The 23,889-nt window shown below is 37.6% G+C and carries 26 protein-coding genes and 1 pseudogene; 25 read left to right on the top strand and 2 right to left on the bottom strand.

Annotated elements, in window-relative coordinates:
* Positions 1-122 precede the first annotated feature (122 nt).
* The 9 genes from FCU45_RS06330 (at position 123) to FCU45_RS06370 (ending at position 7,226) form a co-directional block, all read left to right on the top strand.
* Complete coding sequence (locus FCU45_RS06330; RefSeq protein ID WP_137013444.1) at positions 123-1,373, top strand: TolC family protein; 1,251 nt, start codon at positions 123-125, stop codon at positions 1,371-1,373.
* On the top strand, positions 1,370-2,515 hold the full coding sequence (locus FCU45_RS06335; protein ID WP_137013446.1) for an efflux RND transporter periplasmic adaptor subunit: 1,146 nt from the start codon (positions 1,370-1,372) through the stop codon (positions 2,513-2,515). Before FCU45_RS06330 ends, FCU45_RS06335 begins: the two co-directional genes overlap by 4 nt.
* Complete coding sequence (locus tag FCU45_RS06340; RefSeq protein ID WP_137013448.1) at positions 2,512-3,657, top strand: ABC transporter permease; 1,146 nt, start codon at positions 2,512-2,514, stop codon at positions 3,655-3,657. Before FCU45_RS06335 ends, FCU45_RS06340 begins: the two co-directional genes overlap by 4 nt.
* 1 nt (position 3,658) lies before the next feature.
* The gene (locus FCU45_RS06345; RefSeq protein ID WP_137013450.1) at positions 3,659-4,372 is read left to right on the top strand and encodes an ABC transporter ATP-binding protein; all 714 of its coding nucleotides are present in this window, start codon (positions 3,659-3,661) and stop codon (positions 4,370-4,372) included.
* Between the two features lie 69 nt (positions 4,373-4,441).
* Positions 4,442-4,735, top strand: coding sequence for a DUF1104 domain-containing protein (locus tag FCU45_RS06350; protein WP_137013452.1), 294 nt, complete (start codon positions 4,442-4,444; stop codon positions 4,733-4,735).
* Positions 4,736-4,785: 50 nt separating this feature from the next.
* The gene (locus FCU45_RS06355; protein WP_137013454.1) at positions 4,786-5,091 is read left to right on the top strand and encodes a hypothetical protein; all 306 of its coding nucleotides are present in this window, start codon (positions 4,786-4,788) and stop codon (positions 5,089-5,091) included.
* A gap of 17 nt (positions 5,092-5,108) precedes the next feature.
* The gene (locus FCU45_RS06360) at positions 5,109-5,765 is read left to right on the top strand and encodes a response regulator transcription factor (protein WP_137013456.1); all 657 of its coding nucleotides are present in this window, start codon (positions 5,109-5,111) and stop codon (positions 5,763-5,765) included.
* A complete protein-coding gene (locus FCU45_RS06365) occupies positions 5,758-6,906 on the top strand; it encodes a sensor histidine kinase (protein ID WP_137013458.1) in 1,149 nt (382 codons plus the stop codon). The genes FCU45_RS06360 and FCU45_RS06365 overlap by 8 nt, the downstream gene beginning before the upstream one ends.
* A complete protein-coding gene (locus FCU45_RS06370; RefSeq protein WP_137013459.1) occupies positions 6,900-7,226 on the top strand; it encodes a hypothetical protein in 327 nt (108 codons plus the stop codon). Before FCU45_RS06365 ends, FCU45_RS06370 begins: the two co-directional genes overlap by 7 nt.
* Here the strand turns inward: FCU45_RS06370 and FCU45_RS06375 are convergent.
* Together FCU45_RS06375 and FCU45_RS06380 are read right to left on the bottom strand one after the other, a co-directional pair.
* A pseudogene (locus tag FCU45_RS06375) lies at positions 7,213-8,067 on the bottom strand (DUF808 domain-containing protein). The gene FCU45_RS06370 and the pseudogene FCU45_RS06375 sit on opposite strands and share 14 nt — an antisense overlap.
* 4 nt (positions 8,068-8,071) lie before the next feature.
* Positions 8,072-9,277, bottom strand: coding sequence for an MFS transporter (locus FCU45_RS06380; protein ID WP_137013461.1), 1,206 nt, complete (start codon positions 9,275-9,277; stop codon positions 8,072-8,074).
* 125 nt (positions 9,278-9,402) lie between these two features.
* Here FCU45_RS06380 and FCU45_RS06385 point away from each other — a divergent pair, with 125 nt between their 5' ends.
* The 16 genes from FCU45_RS06385 (at position 9,403) to FCU45_RS06460 (ending at position 23,883) form a co-directional block, all read left to right on the top strand.
* Positions 9,403-9,789 (top strand): flagellar protein FlaG, encoded by a 387-nt coding sequence (locus FCU45_RS06385; RefSeq protein WP_137013463.1) that lies wholly within the window; start codon positions 9,403-9,405, stop codon positions 9,787-9,789.
* A 142-nt stretch (positions 9,790-9,931) separates the two neighbouring features.
* Positions 9,932-11,167 carry an argininosuccinate synthase gene (locus FCU45_RS06390; RefSeq protein ID WP_137013465.1) on the top strand — a complete coding sequence of 412 codons (1,236 nt, stop codon included), beginning with the start codon at positions 9,932-9,934 and terminating at the stop codon, positions 11,165-11,167.
* A gap of 18 nt (positions 11,168-11,185) precedes the next feature.
* The gene (locus tag FCU45_RS06395) at positions 11,186-11,923 is read left to right on the top strand and encodes a ferredoxin-thioredoxin reductase catalytic domain-containing protein (RefSeq protein WP_137013467.1); all 738 of its coding nucleotides are present in this window, start codon (positions 11,186-11,188) and stop codon (positions 11,921-11,923) included.
* A gap of 8 nt (positions 11,924-11,931) precedes the next feature.
* Positions 11,932-12,378, top strand: a complete 447-nt coding sequence (rplI, locus tag FCU45_RS06400) for a 50S ribosomal protein L9 (RefSeq protein ID WP_137013469.1) — start codon at positions 11,932-11,934, stop codon at positions 12,376-12,378.
* A complete protein-coding gene (gene hslV, locus FCU45_RS06405; protein ID WP_137013471.1) occupies positions 12,378-12,923 on the top strand; it encodes an ATP-dependent protease subunit HslV in 546 nt (181 codons plus the stop codon). Before rplI ends, hslV begins: the two co-directional genes overlap by 1 nt.
* The gene (gene hslU, locus FCU45_RS06410) at positions 12,920-14,248 is read left to right on the top strand and encodes an ATP-dependent protease ATPase subunit HslU (protein ID WP_137013473.1); all 1,329 of its coding nucleotides are present in this window, start codon (positions 12,920-12,922) and stop codon (positions 14,246-14,248) included. The genes hslV and hslU overlap by 4 nt, the downstream gene beginning before the upstream one ends.
* Before the next feature lie 8 nt (positions 14,249-14,256).
* Positions 14,257-15,135 carry a GTPase Era gene (gene era, locus FCU45_RS06415; RefSeq protein ID WP_137013475.1) on the top strand — a complete coding sequence of 293 codons (879 nt, stop codon included), beginning with the start codon at positions 14,257-14,259 and terminating at the stop codon, positions 15,133-15,135.
* Complete coding sequence (locus FCU45_RS06420; RefSeq protein ID WP_137013477.1) at positions 15,132-16,097, top strand: L,D-transpeptidase family protein; 966 nt, start codon at positions 15,132-15,134, stop codon at positions 16,095-16,097. Before era ends, FCU45_RS06420 begins: the two co-directional genes overlap by 4 nt.
* 12 nt (positions 16,098-16,109) lie before the next feature.
* Positions 16,110-17,426, top strand: coding sequence for a M99 family carboxypeptidase catalytic domain-containing protein (locus tag FCU45_RS06425; RefSeq protein WP_137013479.1), 1,317 nt, complete (start codon positions 16,110-16,112; stop codon positions 17,424-17,426).
* Positions 17,419-18,975, top strand: coding sequence for a hypothetical protein (locus FCU45_RS06430; RefSeq protein ID WP_137013481.1), 1,557 nt, complete (start codon positions 17,419-17,421; stop codon positions 18,973-18,975). Before FCU45_RS06425 ends, FCU45_RS06430 begins: the two co-directional genes overlap by 8 nt.
* Positions 18,972-19,610, top strand: coding sequence for a type 4a pilus biogenesis protein PilO (gene pilO, locus FCU45_RS06435; RefSeq protein ID WP_137013483.1), 639 nt, complete (start codon positions 18,972-18,974; stop codon positions 19,608-19,610). Before FCU45_RS06430 ends, pilO begins: the two co-directional genes overlap by 4 nt.
* Positions 19,610-20,089, top strand: a complete 480-nt coding sequence (locus FCU45_RS06440; RefSeq protein WP_137013485.1) for a hypothetical protein — start codon at positions 19,610-19,612, stop codon at positions 20,087-20,089. Before pilO ends, FCU45_RS06440 begins: the two co-directional genes overlap by 1 nt.
* A gap of 9 nt (positions 20,090-20,098) precedes the next feature.
* Positions 20,099-21,676, top strand: a complete 1,578-nt coding sequence (gene mshL, locus FCU45_RS06445; RefSeq protein WP_137013487.1) for a pilus (MSHA type) biogenesis protein MshL — start codon at positions 20,099-20,101, stop codon at positions 21,674-21,676.
* Positions 21,673-22,488, top strand: a complete 816-nt coding sequence (locus FCU45_RS06450) for an ATP-binding protein (RefSeq protein WP_137013489.1) — start codon at positions 21,673-21,675, stop codon at positions 22,486-22,488. Before mshL ends, FCU45_RS06450 begins: the two co-directional genes overlap by 4 nt.
* A complete protein-coding gene (locus FCU45_RS06455; RefSeq protein WP_137013491.1) occupies positions 22,481-23,341 on the top strand; it encodes a CDC27 family protein in 861 nt (286 codons plus the stop codon). Before FCU45_RS06450 ends, FCU45_RS06455 begins: the two co-directional genes overlap by 8 nt.
* Entirely contained in the window at positions 23,338-23,883 is a 546-nt protein-coding gene (locus tag FCU45_RS06460; RefSeq protein WP_137013493.1) for a hypothetical protein, read from the top strand. The genes FCU45_RS06455 and FCU45_RS06460 overlap by 4 nt, the downstream gene beginning before the upstream one ends.
* Positions 23,884-23,889 lie beyond the last annotated feature (6 nt).

Below are 23,889 nucleotides of genomic sequence, written 5' to 3' on the forward strand. Positions count from 1 at the left end.
TAGTAACCTATGAAGTTTGATAGTTCGCTTTTTAATATAGCTCTAAATAGATACTTCACACAGATTTCACATATCTGATTTATAATAGTTATTATAATTTAAAATAAAAAAGAGTCTCTGTTATGAAAAATTTTCTGTTTCTATCTTTTTACCTTTTTTTCTCTCTTGCTCACGCCAGAGAGCTCACACTTGATGAGTGCATTGATAAGGCTCTGAAAAACCATCCCGATATCAAAAGACTCTCTTTGAGTGTTTCAAAAAGCAAAAGTTATGTAGATATCGCAAAGGCGGACTATCTGCCGCAGATAAACCTAAGTGCGGAGTATAACCCCATCAACACGTTTGTAATGCCGCAAAACTCTCAGTTTAATACCATCGAAGATGACAGCTACAAAGTAAGCGCACAGTTAAATCAAAAAATATATGATTTTGATAAAACAACCTCAACCATAAAAGCGTATAAAAAAGAGCAAAACAGAGCCGATTTTACCTTAGAGGATGCAAAAGCTCTTCTTATTTATAAGGTAAAAAATTACTACAACTTAGCACTTCTTCAAACAAAAGCGCTTAAAGCAAGGCAAAAAGATCTCCAGACAAAAGAGGAGCTTTATAAACAATCCCTTGCTCTTGTTAAAGAGGGATTAAAAACGGAGGCGGACGCTTCAAGCATACTAAGCGCGCTCTATATTGCCCAAGATGCCCTCGCCGTAACACAAGCAGACCTAAACAAAGCGCTCTCTTCACTCTCTCTTTACATAGGAGAGAAGATAGATAAAAATAGCACTTTAAAAGAGAGCACCCCGCCAAAAGAGCAAAATAAAAATCTGCTTATTAAAGATATTTTGGCAAAGAACTTTTTGCTTAAAGGCTCAAAAGAGGAGATACAAAGAGATGCCCTGCTCTATGAAGCTGCAAAGGCTGCAAACTACGGTTCTATCGATGCCGTTGCATCTTATACGCATCAAGACACTCTTAACGAATACGACACTTCGCTTGTCGGTGTCACACTCAGCATCCCAATTTACAGCGGCGGCAGAATAAGCGCAGAGTCACAGCAGGCTAAAATATCAAAAGAGATGGCAAAAGAGTCTTACAATGCGCAAAAACTTCTTCTAGAGGAGGAAGTATCCACTCTACTTATCGATCTAGAGAGATACAGACACACCATTAAAGCAAAAGAATCACTTATAGAGTCGGCAATGGCTACTAAAAAGATAGTCGAGGCAAGATACAAAGAGGGGTTGTCCACCTACATAGAAGTTCTTGATGCCGCTTCTGTACATCTCTACGCCGAGCTTGGACTTCTTGAAGCCAAATTTTCTATAAACAACACAATAAACAGACTTGAGTATCTAAAAGGAGAAGTTAGATGAACAAATTGATAAAATATGCTCTTATCGTCATTTTAATAACCATTGGAGCGGCTATTTTTTACAATAAAGTGTATGTTGTAAAATCAACCTTTGCCACTACAAAACCGACTATCGGTGACCTTCATGTAACCATTCGCGGCATCGGAAATGTAGATGCTAAAAATATATATACCATCACGGCACAAAGCGGCGGGAAGATAGAAAATATCTACTTTGACGAGGGGATGTGGGTAAAAAAAGGAGATCTACTTCTAAGCATTGACCCTGTTGAGCTTCCTATGCTTCTTGATGAAGCAAAACTCTCTGAGCAAAAAGCAAAACATGAAATAGATTCCGCTAAAAGCACATTGAAAAGTCTTGAAGCGCAAAAAGTGCTTCTACAAACAACATATGAGCGTTACAAAAAACTTATGGAACAGAAATTTGCTACGCAAGCGGAGTACGACAAAGCAAAGAGCGACCTTCAAAATATCAATGCGCAAATTGATGCCTCTAAGGCACAGATAGCTTCTGCAACATCCGAGAAGCTGCGCCTAAAAAAGAGCATAGAGGCAATTGAAGAGAAGATAACGCGGCTTAAGATCTACTCGCCTACGGACGGCTATATTGTAACCAAAGAAGCGGAAGCGGCGCAATATGTTCTGCCATCAACTCCTATATTTAAAATAGTCGATCCAAAAACACTCTGGGTAAAAACAAACATAGACGAGAGAGTTGCCGGCAAAATAAAACTGGGGCACAAAGCCTCTATAAAACTTCGCTCAAAGCCAGATAGTGAGCTTAGGGGAACCGTAGAGAGGATCGTTGCCGTTAGCAACCTTGTTACACTTGAGAGAGAGATCGCAATAGGTTTTGATGCGCCTGTAAACTCTTTTTATATCAACGAACAGGCTGAAGTAGAGATTGAAGTGGCAAAATATGAAAACGCTATAAAAATTCCACTTAGTCTTGTTGTTACAAAGAGTGGAAAAAAAGGGGTTTGGGTAGCAAAAGGCGAGAATGCCTATTTTCAGGAGATTTCTATCTTGGCACAAAATAATGAAGAGGCTGCCGTCTCTTCGGGCATAAACCAACAGAGCGAACTGCTCCTCTACAACGGCGGCAATAGACCCCTAAGCGATGGGATGAAGATATATAGATGATAAATTTAGCCGCTAGAGATATAAAACACACTCTTGGCAAGTTCATAGTGACAGCCATGGGAGTGGGAATGCTGCTTGGGATCGTTCTTATCATGATCGGGGTCTACCGTGGCATGATGGTTGAAGCCGAGATATTGCTTGATGACATAAGTGCGGATCTGTGGATAGTTCAGGAAAATACCATGGGACCCTTTGCAGAGTCTTCAAGAGTACATGAAGACCTAAAAAACATTATCTATGTCATGCAGGGGGTTGATAAAAGTGAAGCTATGACCTTTCAAAATATCCAGCTTCCTCACATCGAAAAACCCGTTCGAGTCGTAGCCGTCGGGTATGACATCTATGGAGCGATAAATCCTATAAATCCAAAAAGATTGATAAAAGGGCGTGAGTTAAAGAGCGACCATTATGAGATAGTAGTGACCGACAAGACTGGCTTTAAACTTAGCGAGAAAATAGAGCTTGGGCGCAACTTTTATACCGTTGTGGGCATTACGCACAACACCGTCTCAAACGGCGGCGATCCTCTTGTATATATTAGCCTCAAAGATGCGCAGGAGCTGCAGTTTTTATACTCAAACAAAGAGATTCAAAACAATATCGCCAGAGGAGTTCAAAGCTCAGACTCTTTTTTGGTAAATACGATTGTTGCAACGGTGAAGAGCGGGTATAACATAGATGAAGTAGCCAAGGATATACAAAAATGGCAGCACAAAAGCGTCTATACAGCTGCGCAGCAAAAAGAGATACTCACTAAAAACCTTATTGAGAAATCCTCAAAACAGATAGGGCTCTTTACCGTGATCCTCGTGGTAGTCTCGACTATAATCATAGCACTTATCATCTACACCATGACGCTGGAGAAGATGAAAGAGATAGCCATCATGAAGCTTATGGGGCTTCCCAACTCCCTCATCATCTCCATGATCGTAAAAGAGACTATTTTGCTTGGAGTATTTGCATTTATCTTTGGAAATATTTTCTCTCATCTTGTTTATGATAAGTTTCCCAAACTTGTAGTGCTTCAGATCCCTGATGCCTGGATACTCTTTGGAGTAGTCATTATAGCTTCTATATTAGCCTCTTTTGTGGGTGTCAAAAAAGTTATAAGCGCCGATCCTGCAGCGGCGATCGGAGGATGATATGAGCGAGCAGAGCGCCATAAAAGTTAAAAACTTAGTCAAAAATTTCGGCAAAGATGAAAACCTTGTCAAAGTTATAGAAAACGCATCATTTGAGATACAAAAAGGTGAAGTTGTCGCTCTCATTGCTCCAAGCGGTGCGGGAAAAACTACACTTCTAATGATGATTGGATGCGTGTTAGAACCCACAAGCGGGGAGATATGGCTTGGCGAAGAGATGGTATATAAAGACAAATGGATGGCAAAAGATACCCGCCGCATCCGAAGAGAGAAGATCGGTTTTATCTTTCAAGCTCACTATCTCATACCTTTTTTAAATGTTTTAGAAAACATTACGCTTCTTCCGCAAGCCAACAAAGTAAGCGAAGCGGATGCGAAAAAAAAGGCGATGGAGCTTTTGGAGTATCTTGAGATCGCCGATAAGGCATACAACATGTCATCTCAGCTCTCAGGCGGACAAAATCAAAGGGTCGCCATAGCACGTGCGTTAGCCAACAACCCGCAGATTATTCTGGCAGATGAGCCTACAGCGGCACTTGATGGCGAGAGGTCTGTGAGCGTTATAAAGATGCTCAAAAAAATTGCAAGAGAACAAAATGTGGCAATTATTACAGTTACACATGATGAAAGGATTCTTCCATATTGTGACAGAATCATGAAGATACAAGACAGAGGTATAGTTTTTCACGAAATAGAAGAAGATGATATTTTATAAATCCTCTTCACACCTTTTTCACAAACTAGTGTTACCATAAACAAAACTAAAAAAAAGGATTACAAAAGCATGAGAAAAATAGCAATGTTATCAATTATGTTAGTTGGTATGTCTTTTGCTACCGATTACTCTCTTATGAGCACGGAAGAGTTGCAAAGTATGCGAGGATCGGTTCCTGCTGAGGAGCGTGATGCTCTCAAGGCTGAGATGCAAAGCCGTGTTAAAAACATGAGTCAAGAGGAGAGAGACACCTTTAAAGAGAACAACTCAAAAGGCGGCTCTAAACAGGGTCCACAAGATGGTACAGGCAATATGTACAAGGGTTCAAACGGCGGTGGAGGCGGTGGCGGAAGAAGAAGATAACTTCTTTGAACGCTCCTCTTTTTTAAGCAGAAAATATAAAGGAATTTATTATGGATGTAACTTCAACAAACCAGATGCAGCAGATGCAGATGAGAAAAATGGACGGCTCGGGCGGTGGTAATGGGCAAGGCGGTATGAAAGACATTATGCAAAGTCTCTCTACTGATGATAAAAACAGCTTAATAGAGCAACTTAGTTCTATGGACAAGGAGCAGAGAATGCAAACCGTTTCAGAGATGAAAGAGATAGACGCATCTGCTATGAGTACAGAAGATTATACAAAAGCACTCTTTGCTATTTTGGACAAAAAGAATGCAAATGAAGCGGAAACTGAAGGCTTTTCAATATATGCTTAATTTAGATATAATTTTTTATGAAAATTTTATATCTTGAAGATGATCTCAATCTATCGCAAACCGTTGAAGAGTTTCTCAAAGATGAGGGATTTGACGTGGTTTGCGTCTATGATGGAGATGAAGCGCTAGAGAGTGTCTATGCCCAAAACTTCGACCTCTTCTTGCTAGATGTCAATGTTCCGCAAATTGACGGATTTCAACTCTTAAAAGAGCTAAGAGGCGCAGATATTTCAACTCCCGCGATCTTTATAACATCACTCAAGGGCATAAACGATCTATCTTTGGGCTATGAGAGCGGTGCGGATGACTACATCAAAAAACCCTTTGCGCTAAAAGAGCTTCTTCTCAGGATAAACGCTCTGCTTAAGCGGGAGTACAAAACACATGAACAACTCATCAAAATAAACGATACCATTGATTTCAACCTCTACTCAAACGAGCTTATAAAAGAGGGAGAAAAGATAGCTCTTAATCACAAAGAGTTTTTGTTGCTAAAACTGCTTTTGAAGCATAAAAATGAGTGCGTTAGCTTTGAGAACATCTACCAAAATGTCTGGCAGTTTAACGAGAGCCACAGCTATATGAGTCTTAGAACCTATGTTAAAAATCTGCGCAAACATATAGGCAAAGAGCATATTTTGAGCATCAAAAATTTCGGGTATAAACTTGTATAGCGGAGAGAGAAGAAGCATTATCTATGTTTTGGGTCTTTATCTAAGTTCGACGCTGCTCTTGATCGTTACTCTTTTTACAAGTTACTATTTTTACGAACAAGACCAGCTAATGCATAACGAAAAAGAGATTTTAAAGGGTTACGCCGCCAACGTAGAAGAGAAGCTCTCTTGGTTGCATGAAGAAAACGGCGAAAAACTGCAATATCCAAGATTTGAGAGTTTTAAAAGCGCCATTTATGACATAGATAAAAATCTTATCTTTAGCACTCTTGATGAAGATATAAAAAACTTAGGCGATAATTTTTTTACAAAAAATTCAAAATCCTACCTCATCTCGCCTCTCTCCCCTTACTACATGGGTGCCGCATATATTGTCGTGCAAAAAGGGACGAAAGATATAAATATACTTAGCGATCTGATCTATATTGCGATTGTCGTTGTTTTAATTACAATTATTACCTCCTTTTTTCTAGTAAATCTTGTTTTAAAACCCATAAGAGAGAATATAAAACTTCTAGATAACTTCATAAAAGATACCACTCATGAGCTAAACACTCCAATCACTGCGATACTGACAAATATAGAGACAATTGACTACTCAAACTGCGACGAAAAAACATCAAGAAAACTTGAACGCATAAAGATCGCTTCTATGAGCATCTCCAACCTATATGAGGATTTGGTCCATCTGCTTTTAAATCACAAAGCATCGCTTCAAAATGCAGATCTGAATCTCTCCCAAATAGTTCTTCAAAGAGTAGAATACTTTGCAAATATGGCAAATATGAAAAGGATAGAGTTCATCTTGGATATAAAAGATAATGTCCATTTCACGGCTGATAAACAAAAGATGGAGCGTCTAATAGATAACATCCTCTCAAATGCGATTAAATATACAAATAAGTCAACCAAAATAAGAATCACTCTGGATGAGACACACTTAAGCATAGAAGATGAGGGTAAAGGGATGAGCAAAGAGGAGCTGGAGAAAATCTTTACAAGATACCTGAGGTTCGATAAATCCCAAGGGGGATTTGGAATCGGTTACAGCATCATAAAATCCATAACAGAGGAGTACTGTATGAAGATAGATATTGAATCAAAACCAAAAATAGGGACAAAGGTGACTCTTAGATGGTAAAAAAGATTACTATATCTATTCTCTTCTGTGCTTTTTTAAACGCTTCAGAGTTTGATAAAAACTGTCTAAACTGTCATGGCGGTGATTTTAAATTTCACATTATTATGAAAAAATATACCCTCAAATACAGCAGCGAAAAGAGAATAAGAGAGGCTATGTTTGAGTATCTAAAAGATCCGGCTACCGAGAGATCTATCCTACCTGCCGAATACATAAATAGATTCGGCATAAAAGAGAAAAGCGACCTCGATGACAAGACGCTAAGAAAGATGATAGATATATACTATGAGAGATTCAATCTCCAGTCTAAGCTTTACTGAACACCTTTTTGATGATATTTACAACAGGCAATACAACTGCCCCTATGACCAGACCTATAAGCAGATCATTAACAAGAGCCGGTAGTGCCTCTATGTAGAAATTGTGAAAGAACTCTATCTTATGAGAGAGGATTCCGCCTCCTACCAAGATCATCGCAAAAGTTCCTACAAAGGTGAGAGTTTTTATAAGCTTTGGCATAGCGCCAATTAGAAAATTGCCGCTTTTTATCTGATTTTTACCTATAAGCCAAAAGCCTACATTATCCATTCTCACTATAAGAGCAACCAACCCGTAAACCCCAAAAGTAGCTATTAATGCAACAAAAATCGTTGAGGCGACCTGAATACCGAACGGCTTATCGGAGACTGCAGTAAGAGCGATTACGACTATCTCTATGGATAGTATAAAGTCTGTGAGTATTGCTGACTTTATCTTCTCTTTCTCTATCTCCAAGATGTTCTCTTTTGTCGAATTTAAAAGCTCCTCATTTTTAACTTCCTCTTTTTTATAAAAGAGGTACTCCTCTATCTTCTCGACTCCCTCATAAAGAAGAAAAAGCGCACCAAAAACAAGAATTATCGTAATCAATAAAGGGGCAAAGGCAGTTAGAAGAAAGGCTACCGGCAAGATGATAACCTTGTTCTTTAAAGAGCCTTTTGTAATCGCCCAGATGACTTTTAGCTCTCTTGACTAGTCAAACCCCGTAGCTTTTTGCGCATTGACCGCCAGATCATCCCCAAGAATAGCTGCCGTCTTTTGCGTAGCCACCTTGCTTGCAACCGCCACATCATCCGCAAGCATCGCAATGTCGTCTAAAAGTAAAAAAATCCCTGATGCCATCTCTCTATCCTACCTCTTTAATATTTTGAGTACTAAGAACCCATCTGAAGTAAACTGCGCCTACAATAAATCCAAAGCCTATAAGAAATGTTATAAACTCCAAAGAGAAGCCTTTTGTTGCCAAAAAACCTATCATAAAAGATGTGATTGTCGCAGATGTCAGAAACAGCATATCGTTATATGCGACGATTCGCCCGTAATATTTCTTCTCTATGTTCTTTTGTAGTAAAGTATAGGTATAAGACCACAGAGTCGTAGTAAAGAGCCCCACGATTACGCTTGCAAAGAGCGACATATAAAAATCCTCCATCAAATATGCCCAGAGCCAGATTGCAAATGCCTGAAAGATAAAAATATTTACCAACCTTTTATTGTTAACCCAGTTTCCAAGAATGACAGGCCCAATAACAAGACCTACCGCTCTTGAAGCGTGCAGAAGCCCAAGTGCCAAAGATGTTGCGATAATGGAGGCGTAGTATTTATCTACCATAAGTGCCACAAGCGCGTCAAATGCTGTTAATCCAACAAATGAGTGCATCAGCATCAGATGAATGGCGTGCGGGTTTCTCTTAAAGTATCTGAAACTATCTCGCATCATCTCTTTTAGACTCTCTTTGCTCTTTATAAACTCCACTTCAATCTCAACCCTGTAAAGCAGCGAAAAAGCAACGACAAACATCATGGCATCAAGAATAAAGGCTATCTTTACTCCAAGTAAAAAAACGACAAAACCGCTAATAGCCATGCCAAAAGTGTAAGAGAGCGACCAGATTATGGAGTGAAGCTCGTTTGCCTTTTGAAGCTTCTCTCCTCCCAAAAGTTTTGGCAAAAGCGACATCTCTGTTGTGAAGTAAAAACTAGCTGCCGCCATCTTAATAAAGACAAGAGTATAAAGAAGCCACAGATCAGAGAGTTCATTTACAAAAATTAAAAAAAACGTAGCAAAAATCTCAACTGCGATTAATATCAGCATAAGTTTTTTTGGTTTCATATTATCTATTATAGAGCCTGAAAACGGTGCTTGTATGATCCCTGAGAGAAAATGCAGCATTGCCGTAAATGCTACTACTTCAGGGGAGACTTTCATATGCAGTAGAAGCGTATAAATTGCCACATTGCTAAACCATGCCCCAAAATATGCGATTAGCTGTATAAAAGAGAGCCTTCTAAGAACAGTTTCTGATTTTAGTAGTTGGATATATTGATTCATAAATGGAAGATTATCATAATTCCAAAATAAAAAATGTTATTTTTTTATCAACTTTGCTAAAGTTATTTTTTTTTGTGTCGATTTGGCTTCTAATAATATTCTTTATATATAAAAAGGAGTAAGTCATGGATGGCATAGCAAATGTTGCAAAACAGCAGCAGTCTCAAATGGGTCAGCAAGAAAGTCAGGGCGTTGTAACATCTCAGACAAGGCAAGTTGAACAGCCTAAGCAGGTCGATATTGTTAAAGAGATGCAAAAAGACAATGTTGATAGTTCTAAAAAAATTGACTCTAAGGAGCAAATGCAGGATTTGGTTGATCAACTAAACAAAGCGCTCGCTCCTATGACTACAAATATAAAATTCGGTGTTGACCAACAAGATGTTTTTTACGTATCCGTTATTGAGTCTGAAACAAGTAAAATGATAAGAAGATTCCCTGCCGAAGAAGCAGTGGGCTTTCTTCCAAAAATGAAAGAAGTATCGGGGATTCTTTTTGACTCAAAAGGGTGACCTTAAACCCTTTTGACCCCTCTTCATCTTCTCATAACCTTCCAGTAATCAGTAGTTATCTAAACAGATAATTCCACTAACCATTCTTTAATACTTTTTGTTGTAAAATCGCGGTAATTATTTTGCTTGCAAGGGTTTTTAAATGAAAAAAGAAGTTAAAAAAGTTGTTCTAGCGTATTCCGGCGGACTTGATACCAGTGTTATTTTAAAGTGGCTGCAAGAAGAGTATAACGCAGAAGTAATTACTTTTACTGCCGATCTAGGTCAAGGCGAAGAGGTCGAACCTGCACGTCAAAAAGCACTTGACAATGGGATCAAACCTGAAAACATTTTTATACTTGACGTACGAGAAGAGTTTGTAAAAGATTATGTATTCCCTATGTTTAGAGCCAATACAATATATGAGGGCGAGTATCTTTTAGGAACTTCTATAGCAAGACCGCTAATAGCTAAAAAGCAGATAGAGATAGCAAATAAGATGGGTGCAGATGCAGTCTCTCACGGAGCAACAGGCAAAGGAAACGATCAAGTTAGATTTGAGCTTGGATACCTAAGTTTAAAACCTGATATTACTGTGATCGCACCTTGGAGAGAGTGGGATCTTAATTCCAGAGAAAAACTGCTCTCTTATGCCAGAAAACATGGAATAAAAATCGATGCCAAGCATCTAGATAAAGAGGGCAAACCTACTGTAAGCCCATACTCAATGGACGCAAACCTGCTTCATATATCGTATGAAGGGCTTCATCTTGAAAATCCTATGAATGAACCGGAAGAGTCTATGTGGTTATGGAGCAAGTCACCGGAAAATGCTCCTGATGAAAAAGAGTATATTACTATCGGCTACAAAAACGGTGATCCTATCTCTGTTAACGGAGAAGAGATGTCGCCTGCAACGCTTCTTAAAACGCTTAATGAGTATGGAAACAAGCACGGCATAGGAAGAGTTGATATAGTTGAAAACAGATTTGTCGGAATGAAGGCTCGTGGATGCTATGAAACTCCGGGCGGAACTATCATGCTAAAAGCTCACCGTGCTATCGAGTCTATCACGCTTGACCGTGAAGAAGCTCACCTAAAAGACGAGTTGATGCCTCGCTACGCAAAACTTATCTATAACGGTTTCTGGTTTACACCTGAGCGCGAAATGCTTCAAGCTGCAATTGACGCAACACAGAAGTATGTTCAGGGAACTGTGAAATTAAAACTTTACAAAGGCAACGTAGAAGTGGTAGGCAGAGAATCTGATATGTCTTTATATTCGGAAGCGCACTCAACATTTGAAGAAGATGAAGTCTATAATCAAAAAGATGCAGAGGGCTTCATTCGCCTAAATGCGCTTAGAAGAATTATTGCCGGTAAAGCAAGAAATAAATAACAATACCAAAGGAACATTATGAGTATTATCAAAATAGACATGAACTCTCCTGAGTTTCAAGCTGAAATGGAAAAAACCATCAAGTTCACCGATAAGGTAAATCAGCAGTTCGGTTGGGTCTACAATCCTCAGGCAGAAGTAAACGAAGGCGTACAGATGGGTCTTGCAAGAAACAAGATGATGTACGGCAAACGTTTCTGCCCATGCTTTATGGTCGAAGTCGTAGATGATAAGCCAAGAAGCGTAGAGGATAGAATCTGCCCTTGTAAACCTGCGATCGAAAAAGAGATCCCAGAAGATGGTCTCTGTCACTGCGGTATCTACTGTACACCGGAATATGCTGCAAAAAAAGCGGCAGAGATGGGCATGGAAGAGGCAGTTCATACACACTCTCGCGGTCTGACAAAAGCAGAAGCGCAAACTCTCTTAGAGCAGAGAGAGCTTGACGGGGATGAAGTAACTTCTCTTATAGAAGCAAGAGAGCTTGGAATGGTAGATTTTAAACTCGTGGATGTGCGTGAACACATGGAGTGGCAGATGGGTCACATTAAAGGTGCAGACAAACTTGTTCCTACAAGCAGTTTTTTTGCAGCTCTTGAAGATGCAAAACTTAACAAAGATGAAAACATTATTTTATACTGCCACGTCGGAAGCAGAAGTGCACACTGTGCAAGGATCTTAAACGATATGGGATATAAAAAAATAGGAAATCTGACTTATGGGATCGTCTCTTACGGCGGCGAAATAGAGAGATAGGAAGAGATATGAAAGTTCTACTAATAAAAGAGGTAAAAAGCTTAGGCAAAGCAGGCGAAGTAAAAGAGGTAAAAGATGGCTACGGTCAAAACTTTTTAATCAAAAAAGGGTTCGCAAAACATGCCACACCGGAGATATTGGCTCAACATGCAGAAGATGAGAGAATAGCTGCTGAGAATCTTGCAAAAGAGATCGCAGAGCTAAAAGATCTTGCAAAGAAACTTGACAAGCTGGAGATTATCATAACCAAGAAGCTTGGACAAAACGGTCATCTGTTCGGCTCTATTACAAAAGATGAAGTAGCGCATGCCCTTCAAGAACAGCACAATATTGAGATAGATAAAAAACATATTACCGATAAAGTTGCGATCAAAACAGTCGGTGAGCACGACCTAGACCTTAAGCTGGGTCACGCCATCCATGCAACGCTGCATGTGGATGTTCAAGGCGAATAATGTTTGATGCCACAACCATACTTGCGTACAAGGGCAAGAACAAAGCGGTAATCGGAGGTGACGGTCAAGTCACTTTCGGCAACAGCGTCCTAAAAGGAAATGCGACAAAGATCCGCACGCTTCACAACGGAAAGATCTTAGCAGGTTTTGCGGGTAGTACGGCTGATGCTTTTAACCTCTTTGATATGTTTGAAGATTTCTTAGAGGCAAAAAAAGGCGATATTTTAAAATCGGTCATAGAGTTTTCAAAAGCGTGGAGAAAAGATAAAGTTCTTCGTCGTCTTGAAGCGATGATGATAGTTCTAAACAATGAGCATATTTTCATACTTACAGGCAATGGAGATGTTGTTGAGCCTGAAGATGGCGAGATAGCTTCTATCGGTAGCGGCGGAAACTTCGCTATTTCAGCGGCAAGAGCTTTAAAAAAACATGCAGATATGGATGAAGAGGCACTTGTGCGTGAGAGTCTGAGCATAGCTGCCGATCTGTGTATATACACCAACCACAACATAAAAACTCTTATATTAGAGGGAGAAGCTAAGTGAACCTAACGCCAAAAGAGATAGTCGAATATCTGGACAAGTATGTCATCTCTCAACACAATGCAAAAAAAACCATTGCACTGGCACTTAGAACCAGATATAGAAGAATGCAGTTAACTCCTGAGCTTCAAAAAGACATTATGCCAAAAAATATCCTTATGATAGGCTCTACCGGAGTAGGTAAAACAGAGATCTCAAGACGCTTGGCAAGTATGATGAAAGTCCCTTTTATAAAGGTTGAAGCCAGCAAATATACAGAAGTCGGCTTTGTGGGGCGTGACGTTGAGTCTATGATAAGAGACCTTGTCGTAGCATCTATCTCAATCGTAAAAGCCGAGAAAGAGGAAGAGAATAGAGAGAAGATAGAGAACTATATTGTAAATAAAATAGTTGAAAAACTGGTTCCCCCTCTTCCATCAGGTGCTAGTGATAGCAAAAAAGATGACTATCACAGGCTGCTTGAAGCTACAGAAAAAAGAGTCCTCTCAGGGGAGATGGACGATAAAACCATAGAGATCGAGCTTGAGAAGATCCATATAGAGTTTAACGACACAAACCTGCCGCCTGAGATGGCTAAAGTTCAAGAGTCCTTCTCAAAAGTATTCTCACAGATGAACAGAGAAGACAATAAAAAAGAGGTGAGCGTAAAAGAGGCTAAATCAATACTTAGAAGCGAAGCAAGCGCAAAGCTTATCGATTCTGCAAGTATCAACGCAGAAGCGCTTAGACGTGCCCAAGACGGCGGGATCATATTTCTTGATGAGATTGACAAAATTGCTATCAGCGAAAAGTCTCAAGGAAGGAATGACCCGAGCAAAGAGGGAGTTCAAAGAGACCTTCTTCCGATAGTAGAGGGAAGCAGCGTAAGTACAAAGTACGGCGTTATAAATACGGACCATATCCTCTTTATTGCAGCTGGTGCATTTCATCTCTGTAAGCCAAGCGATCTTATACCGGAGCTTCAGGGAAGATTTCCTCTGAGAGTGGAACTTGAATCTCTAACTGAAGAGACGCTTTACCAGATACTGACACAGACAAAGAGTTCGCTTCTAAGACAGTATGAAGCACTTCTTGGCACAGAGGGAGTAAAACTTATTTTTGAGGATGAAGCCATAAGAGCGATAGCAAAACTGGCTCACCGTGCAAACGAAATGACCGAAGATATCGGCGCTAGAAGACTCCACACGGTTCTGGAAAAAGTTCTTGAAGATATAAGTTTTAATGCCGACGAGCACAGAGACAAAGAGTTTATGGTTACAGAAAAGTTAGTGCATGAAAAATTAGATGTCATAGTTGAAAATGATGACCTCTCCAGATATATCTTATAGGAAAAAATATGACTAAAGCAGGCTTCGTTTCATTAATCGGTCGTCCAAACGCAGGAAAAAGCACACTTATGAATTCCCTACTGGGCGAAAATATTGCAATGGTTAGTCAAAAAGCAAATGCGACCAGAAAAAGATCAAACGCTATTGTCATGCACGAAGATACACAGATCATCTTTGTCGATACTCCTGGGCTTCATGAGAGAGAGAAGATACTAAACCAGTTTATGCTTGATGAAGCTCTAAAAGCGATGGGAGACTGCGACCTTATCGTCTACCTAGCTCCGGTTACCGACAACATTGAAAACTATGAGAAATTTTTAAAACTAAACAACTCCAAAGTAAAACATATTATAGCTCTTAGCAAGATCGATCAAGTATCTCAAGAAAAACTGTTTAAAAAAATAAGCCAGTACAGCCAGTTTGCAGACTATTTTGAAGCACTTATCCCTGTAGCGATCCCAAAAAAAACAGGCCATAAAGATCTGCTAGAGACCATATCAAAACTTCTTCCTGAGTCTCCTTATTTGTATGATCCTGAAGATCTGACAAGCGAACTTGTACGCGACATCTATGCAGGATTTATAAGAGAGGGCGTATTTCAAAACGTAAGTGATGAGATCCCGTACGAATCAGATGTAACAATCGAGAAGATATACGAAGAGAAGAACATAGATAAGATCATCGCAACAATTGTAGTAGAAAAAGAGTCCCAAAAAGGGATAATCATCGGCAGAGGCGGAGAGTCTATTAAGAGGATCGGCAAATATGCAAGAGAGAAGATCGAATCCCTTAGCGGCAAAAAAGCCTTTCTTGACTTGCAGGTCGTTGTTAAAAAGGGCTGGAGCAAAGATAAATCATATTTAAAAGAGGTTGGTTATAGTTCATGAAGTTACTGTTAATTGTATTTTTAAGTCTAAATATCTACGCAGGCGATATATTGACAAGCTACAGGATAAACGGCATTGCCCTGATTGAAAAAGAGATGGACCTTGAGCTAAGCAAAAAAGAGTATTGGGATAAAATAGTACAGAGCAAAGACACGACATTCGGCTATATAGAGTCATATGACAATATTCTGGCGTGTGACAAATCAGTCTCTAATTTAGAGCTATACTCACTTGATGAGAACAGAAGTTTTAACTACAAAAAAACTTATGACGCATTTACCGGCAAGCTAAAGGGTGACAAGGTAAGAGAGGGAGATCTAAAAACTCCAATAGGGATATACCAGATAACTCAAAAACTCTCAAAAGAGACTAAGCTGGACCCTTTTTACGGACCGCTTGCTTTTGTGACCTCTTACCCGAATATTTATGACTCTTACAGGGGAAAAAATGGTTCAGGAATATGGATACACGGTCTTCCTACAGAAGACAGAGACGAGTTTACAAGGGGTTGTATTGCAATAAACAACTCCAGCATAGAGTGCCTTGACAAAAATATAGATATTGAGAAGACCGTTTTAATAATAGATGATACGAAAGTAAAACAAAACATCTCAAAAGAGACTCTCTCAACGATTTTAGCACAGCTCTACTCATGGAGATATAGCTGGATATATGATGATATAGAGGGGTATTTAAGCTTCTACTCTCCTGAGTTTATAAGAAGCGATGGGATGAATCTAGAGGAGTTTAGAAAATATAAGACCAGAGTTTTTAAAAAAGTTGAAAAAAAGACAATTATATTTAATGACATAAACGTGTTGCCGTATCCAAATACATCAAATATATATCAGATAAACTTTAAAGAGTTTTACAGATCCGACACATTTAAATTTACCGGAGACAAAACTCTTGTTATAGAGTTTGGTGAAGATAATAAAATCAAAATCTTAACAGAAAAATAGAAGATCATATAGATGAAATATCTTTTAATCAAATCTATCTTTCTCTTCTTTGTGTACCCGCATTTTTTAAATGCGGATGTTCAACTTATAAAAAAAGAGAACAGTGATTCTAATACTACACTTCTTGTTATTGCAGGAATACACGGCGATGAACCGGGCAGCTACTTCTCTGCGTCTATCTTGGCAACCCACTATAAAATTAACTCAAAAAATTTATGGATAGTGCCGAATTTAAATCAAGCAAGCATTCAAAAGAACTCTAGAGGCATCCATGGAGATATGAACAGAAAGTTTTCTGTTATTAAAAACAGTGATAAAGATAAAAAAATAGTAGAAGAGATCAAAGATATTATCACGCAAAAGAGTGTCTCTTTGGTTCTTAATCTACACGACGGCAACGGTTTTTACAGAAAAACGGACAAAGGAAATATTTTTAACCCAAATGCATGGGGCCAAACATGTGTAATTGATCAGTGCGATCTAAACCAGACACAGCCTTTTGGCAACTTGAACACAATAGCTTTGGATATAAAAGATAGAATAAACAGAAGGCTTATTGAAGACCATCATACTTTTGACGTAAAAAATACAAATACAAAATTCGATGATGAAGCTATGCAACTCTCCCTTACCTACTATGCAGTTACTCACAATAAACCCGCCTTTGCCATAGAGAGCAGTAAAAACTTGCCGTCATTATCACAAAAAGTCTTTTACCACCTTCTTGCGATAGAAGAGTTTATGAATATTATGGAGATCGATTTTATAAGAGAGTTTGACTTGGATGAAAAAAATATCGTTAAACTTCTTGAAGAGTATGGTAATTTAAGCATTAACGACAATATTTCTATTAATTTAACTAATATAAAAAAATATTTAAGCTTTATTCCGATAAAATCAGAGAGTAATGTATTTAAGTTCTCTAACCCGCTTGGGAGTGTTGCTAGAGAGGGTCGCAATTTTGTTGCTTATATAGGCAACAAAAAAGTTGTAACTCTAAGTCCGCAATATTTCAAAATCGGTGAGTCGTGTACAGATACTTTTGATGTTGTTGTTGACGGAGTTAAAGTAACTTTAAACAAAACTTCAGATATTATCGTAAATGACGATTTTAACGTTATTGAACAAAGTGGTTACCGTGTAAACGTAATTGGCTTTACATCTGAGGGTTTAAATGACGAAAGCGGAGTAAGCATAAGGCTTAAGGATTTCGATAAAAGATTCTCTATAGATGTAAATAACAGAGTTTACAGGGTTGAGTTTTATAAAAATAATGAATTTTGCCATATGTCCAAAGTTCATTTCATACAGGATCATGAAAATGAGTAAAAAAGAACAACACTCTTTCTCCAGCGTGCTTTCTATCAATCCTTACAAAGGTACATACGTAAGTGCCGTTTCAAACTTTTTAAATGAAACTGCTACTGCCGTATACTCCAAGGAGCAATATGTTATCTCCTACCTAAATACAAAAAGTTTCATAAACAGCCATATTGCAGTTAGTAAAAATATTCCGGAAGAAGATCTATATGACGCTATCTACAATAAAGCGTATGACGAACTCGGGCTTGATCAAGCCGTTATGTATCAGATACAATATATTGAGACCTTTAATGCCCTAGATGAAGATAACAGAAACTTCCATGTCTTCATTATAGATCCTATGGTTGTTGATGATGTATTTAAAAATGCAGTAGAGAAAGTAAAATATATCGACTATATTCTGCCTTCTCCTCTTCTTTTAAAGTCTCTATACTCCAAGGATCTTATAGAGAGCGGCGGTGTTCATTGTTTTGTATACTTTCAAGAAAATGATACGTTTATTACCATATATAATGAGAAAAACTTTATATATACAAAGTCTATAAACTACTCATTCTTGCAGATGCATGAGAGGTTCTGCGAAATATACGGAGAGTTAGTAGAGTATGAAGATTTTATAAACTTCCTCTCAAACGAAGACCTAAAAACCACAGACAGCGTCTATAAAACACATATCATTAAACTTTACAAAGAGATTTTTTCAAACATCAATGATATTTTGACTTATGTCAAAAGAGCTCTGGATATAGATAAGATTGAGTGTATATATATAGATACACAACTTAGGTCTGTAACAAAGCTTGATGAAATGGCTGAAGTCGAACTTAGTATTAAAAGCAACAGCTTTAACTTTGACTACGGGTTTGAAACAGGCGAGGCTCATATTGATCATCTACACTCACTTATGTATATCTATACTACGCTACCTGAGAAAGATAGGTATGAGTGTAACTTCACGACTTATCACCGCCCTCCGAAATTTACAAAGAGAGAGAGCGGTCGTGCAATTATGCTCGCGGCTGCTTCGCTAGTACTCGCTTTCTTGTACCCTGCATCATACTGGACACTTACATATGCACAGTCGCTGCAGTACAAACTTCTAGAAGATGAATACAGAAGTGTTCACAATATCAAGATCACAAGAGAAGCAACAATCAAAAACAGAGAAGCTGACAAAGCAAAAGTCTCAATGCTTCTTGCAGCAGAGCAGCAGGAGTATATAGATAAGAAAAATACGCTTATTAAAATTCATGATGTTAAAGTAAACTACCCTATGAAAGCAGAGTTGCTACATAAATTAACAAAAGATCTAAATAGATACAATGTAAGAGTTGAGTCAGCGCTCTACTCTGAAGCTGGAGAGAGCAAGAAAAGCAGCAGCCAACTTAAAGAGCTTAAGCTTGGGCTTGTTTCTAGCAATGATAAAAAGATCACCGATCTTATCAAGTATCTTACAAAAGTTTACGAAGGAAAGTTCCACTTTGAAATAGAGAAGATATCTTTTGAAAAGGAAACCAAACTATATTTTGGTGAATTAAAGGTGAATTTATTATGAATTTTAAATTAATGATAGAAGAGGCCTTACAAAGAATTGACAACTTCTTTAAGGAAAAATCTCAAAAAGATGTTTATGTTGTATATGCTCTAATTGTTGTCGTTTTCTTCTCTTTAGCTTACCCATTTTATGATCTATCCATGAATGAGTTTAATACTGCAAAGAAAAAAGTTCAAGATATAACTGCAAAAATCGAATCAGACAAACTTTACCTAAAGGTGAATACCGAGGCGAAGGTTGCGATGTTGGTTCAAGAGATAAAAGGTCTTGAAGTTGAACTTGTTGCTCAAAAAGAGAGAAACAGCTACATAAAAGAGAAGATAGAAGCTATATCTTCTCTTATATATGATGAAAGAGCTTGGGGTGAGTATCTTAACTCTGTTTCTATAAACGCCAAAAAACACAATATTAAGATAATTAACTTTTCTAATAGCTATTCAGAAAACAATGAGTCTGCTTTTGGTCATGTTCTTGATATTGCTCTTGATGTCAAAGGTAGCTACCTAGATACCGTCAAGTTCATGAACTCTCTAGAGCAGAGTGAGCTTGTTGTAGATGTGCATGACTTTAGCATAAAAGCTCAAGATGCATTAAATACAACTCTTGATATCTCAGTATGGGGGATTACTTACTAATGAAAACGACATTTATTATACTGCTTACAATGCTACTTAGTAACTCTTTGTTCGCTAATGAGCTTGAGTGGGTAGATGAGCAAATAGAAGCAATCAAGCCACCAAGAAAAGGTGTGAACATATCTGCACTCGGAAGTCCGTTTGTCTTTTTAGAGAAAAACAAGCCTGAAGCAGAAGGTACAAAAAAAGGTTCTAGAGCTGCTACTCCCTCCAAAACAGCAACTCCTTCAAAAACAGCCTCCTCAACGCCAGCAGGTGACGTGGCAGAGACTACTCCTAAAAAAAGCGGTTTTGTCTTAAGCACTATTATAAACTCATCAGCACTGATTGACGGGAACTGGTATAAAGTAAACGATAAGATTAGCAGCTATACGGTTACAGATATAACAAAAACATCTGTAACTCTAAAAGAGGGCACTAAAGAGCTTCTCTTATCAACAGTTAGCACAAATCCAAATTTAAAATTCAAAAATAAGTAGGGCAGATTCATGAAACTTATAAAAACAACGATGTACTCAACTCTTCTAACGGTTCTATTGTCAACCAATATCATGGCTGATTGTTCATATGAGCTCTTTAGTATTAGTTCAACAAAAAACACTAAGATAATTGATTTCATAGAGCAACTTAGTGATGAATGTGAATTTAGTATCATAGTAACTGATCCAAATGCACAGAAGTTTTTGGACAGCAACCTAAACAAGACAAATCTAAATAACTTAACTATCAATGAAGTTTTAGATCTTGTACTAAAAGAGAATAACCTCACTTATTCTCTAGAGAACAATATTTTAAGGGTTTCATATCTTGAAACCAAAATGTTCAATATTGACTATATCTTGTCACAAAGAAAAAGTGAGTCTAAAACAAATATCACTCTCTCTTCTGAGGGTGCTGGAACGACAACTACGACTGGAACATCAGCCACTGCTACTGATGAAATAGGTGGTGGAGGTGCCGGTAAATCAGGCATGAAGATTGACAGTTCTGATGAAGTTGTATTCTGGCATCAGCTGGATTTGGAGTTTCAAGAAGTTCTAAACAGACCACAAGATGTATATACAGCACAACTGCCTATTATAAATAAAAATGCGGGTATTATTACCGTTACTGCTACAGTTAAACAGATGGAGAGATTTGAGAAGTATCTTAAAAAACTCCAAGATAAAGTACAGCTTCAAGTTCTAATAGACGTTCAGCTTCTCTCAGTTACGCTTAGTGATGGCAAAACAACCGGTGTTGACTGGTCTCAGCTCTATAAGCTTCAAGACATAGATCTTAGTATAGATAAACTGTTTCACAAAAATGTCTCAGAATTTGAAGATAACAAAATCACCACAGCTATTGCCGGTGGTGGGGCTGCTGAAAATTCACATTTAATAAAAATAAGTGCAAGTGGAAACTTAAACGAGGTTATAAAATTTCTTAAAACTCAGGGTGATGTAACTTCTATCTCAAACCCAAAAGTTTTAACACTAAATAATCAAGCGGCACTTATAACAGCTGGAACAGAGTACTTCTATAAAATTATAAGTACGGAGACTCTCTCTGGCACTACAAGCGGAACTCAAAGTACAAGTGAAGATCTTCAGTCTGTTTTCGCCGGTGTTTTGCTCGATATAACACCTGAAATTTCCGATGACGATATGATTACACTAAAGATTAATCCGTCTCTATCTGAAACGGCTTCGGACATATCTCTTGTTGAATCAGCAGATAGAACTATGCCGCCTGACCTTCGTCGCCGTCAACTCTCTTCAGTTGTAACTATAAAAGACGGAAGTCGTATAATTTTAGGTGGCTTGATCAATACCAGCAATAATGTTTACATGAATAAAGTTCCTATCTTAGGTGATATTCCAATCTTAAACTACCTGTTTAAATATGAAAACAGACAAAAGATTACTCAAGAACTTGTTATCGTCATTGAGCCTCATATTATTCGTAAGGATGACAAAGGTTTATCTTTATCAAACTTAGGATACGAAGGATTGTCAGAGAACATCATGCTTAACACAAAAGAAGCGATTTCTGTTACAACGAATAGTATAAGAGAGGAAGATTGAAACCTGGTATCTATGAAAACTCAAGGGATGTTTTTTTAGATACGGTTAATGTCAAAGACTACATCCAGCTTGAGAAAGTCTCTATGATTTACCAAGCCCTAAGAGACTCTATAGAGAAGCCCTTAAAAATGGTTCTTCTATACGGTAAGCCGGGAACAGGTAAGAGCATGTTTTTATCAAAACTGTATGAAGATGTTGCTTCTACACAAAAAGCTTATCTCTACAAAACTCCCATTCTAGATGAGAGTGAGTTTTTTAAAACTCTTGCTCAAGATCTATATGCAATAAAATATGATGACGAACTGAATTTTACGCAATTTATGAAGGTTGTAGAAAATAGAGAACTTATTGAAGCAATTGTCCCTGTCATAATGCTTGATGAGGCTCAACTCTACACTACGGCAATGATGGAAAAAATCAGACTTTTATCAGATACAAGAAAAGTAAAATTTGTAATCGCCCTTCATAAAACTGAAAAAGAGGATATTATTGCAAAAGAGCATTTCCAAACTAGAATTTGGGAGAGCATAAAACTTGAAAACGCCTCCCCAGTAGAGCTTAAAATATACATCCAAAAAAAACTTATGAAAGTAAATTGTATCGATACAGCAAGCATGTTTGTACCGAAATCAATTAATCTTATTCACAAATTAACAGATGGAAATTATAGGGATACAAATAAATTGGTATACACTCTCTTTGATATATATCACTATTACGCACAAAACAGTCCAAAAAAGATAAAAGGAAATGAGATTTCAAAAAAAATAATTGAGATGGCTGCAATTCACACAGGATTAATAAATGCTTAATGTTGACGAGCTAGAAAGCAAACATAAAAAATATAAACTTAAATCATATACTCCATACTTTGCAATTTTTTTAGGCGTTAGCGCTGCTATTTTGTCAATATCTTTTTTTCTTCTCTATGATTTTAATTCAAAAAAAGAGACAAAAAAAGAGCTTATCGCTCAAAAAATCCAAAACTACAATGAAGAGAAAAAAGCGGATATAGTAATCGAAAACAAAAATGAACTCCTTGAGCAAAATACTTCTACAGCTATTATGTCTGAAGATGAAAAAGAAGAAGAGCCAATGGCTCTAGAGAGAGAGAAGAAAGTTCAGCTATCGCCGTCTCTAAACTTCATAAAAAGAATTGAGTCTGAGACACCGGTATACAAAAAAGAGCATAGCGTTAAAACTGCTGCTGTAGAAACTAAAGTTGAAAAACCTATTGAAAAAAGCATCGAAAATAAAAAAGAAGAGGTATCCCTGCCTGTTGTTGAAGAGGTAAAGGAGTCTATTGCTCTAGTGCAAAAACCTACAGCAAACACAAGCACTATAGATATAACAAGAAGAGATGTCGAAGAGGACATTAAACATGTAATCAAAAGATTTAATGTTAATCACAACCCTGCTTTAAGTCTGTTTGTCGCAGTAAAATATTATCAATTAGAAAACTATGAACAAGCATACAACTATGCTCTGGCAACAAATGAATTAAACAACAATATAGAAGCAAGTTGGATTATTTTTTCAAAATCACTTGTTAAGCTCGGTAAAAAAGAGATGGCGATTGAGACACTAAAGAAATATATAAAGCACTCGGATTCATCACAGGCTAGACAGCTCTTGGATGAGATCTTATCAGGGAAATTTAAATGAAATTACTACTACTAACAACTCTCTTAGCAATAACTCTATATGCCGATGTAAAACATAAAATGCTTGAGCTATTTCAAAACAGAGACTACAAAGAGGCATGCACAATGGGTTTTAAAAACTTCGCGCAATACTCTAGGGATGAGGAGTATGTATCTCTGTATGGATTTTCCTGTCTTAATATTGACTATGTAGACAGACTCTCTGTTCCAATTACCATACTGAAACTGACCCCGGAATCACGCGCAAATGCAGCATACTTTTCAATTATACTTATGCAAAAAAAACTACTCTATCATGCTCTGCTTGACAACTATGACATATCATCACTAAATCTTCCTACAACAGACTATATACTCTCAAAAGTTTTTGACTTTTATACAAAACAAGGCAAACATGAACCAAAAGAGTTTTACATCTTTGAAGATGAAGATGATAAAAACCTAAAATATAAGCTTTATATTTTAAAAGATGGTAAAATAGATAAAATGATTATTGAAGAGTTTTATAACTCAATAAGTACAAAAAAACATATTTATTGGTAGGAGGCA

Source organism: Sulfurimonas crateris (assembly GCF_005217605.1).
GTDB lineage: Bacteria > Campylobacterota > Campylobacteria > Campylobacterales > Sulfurimonadaceae > Sulfurimonas > Sulfurimonas crateris.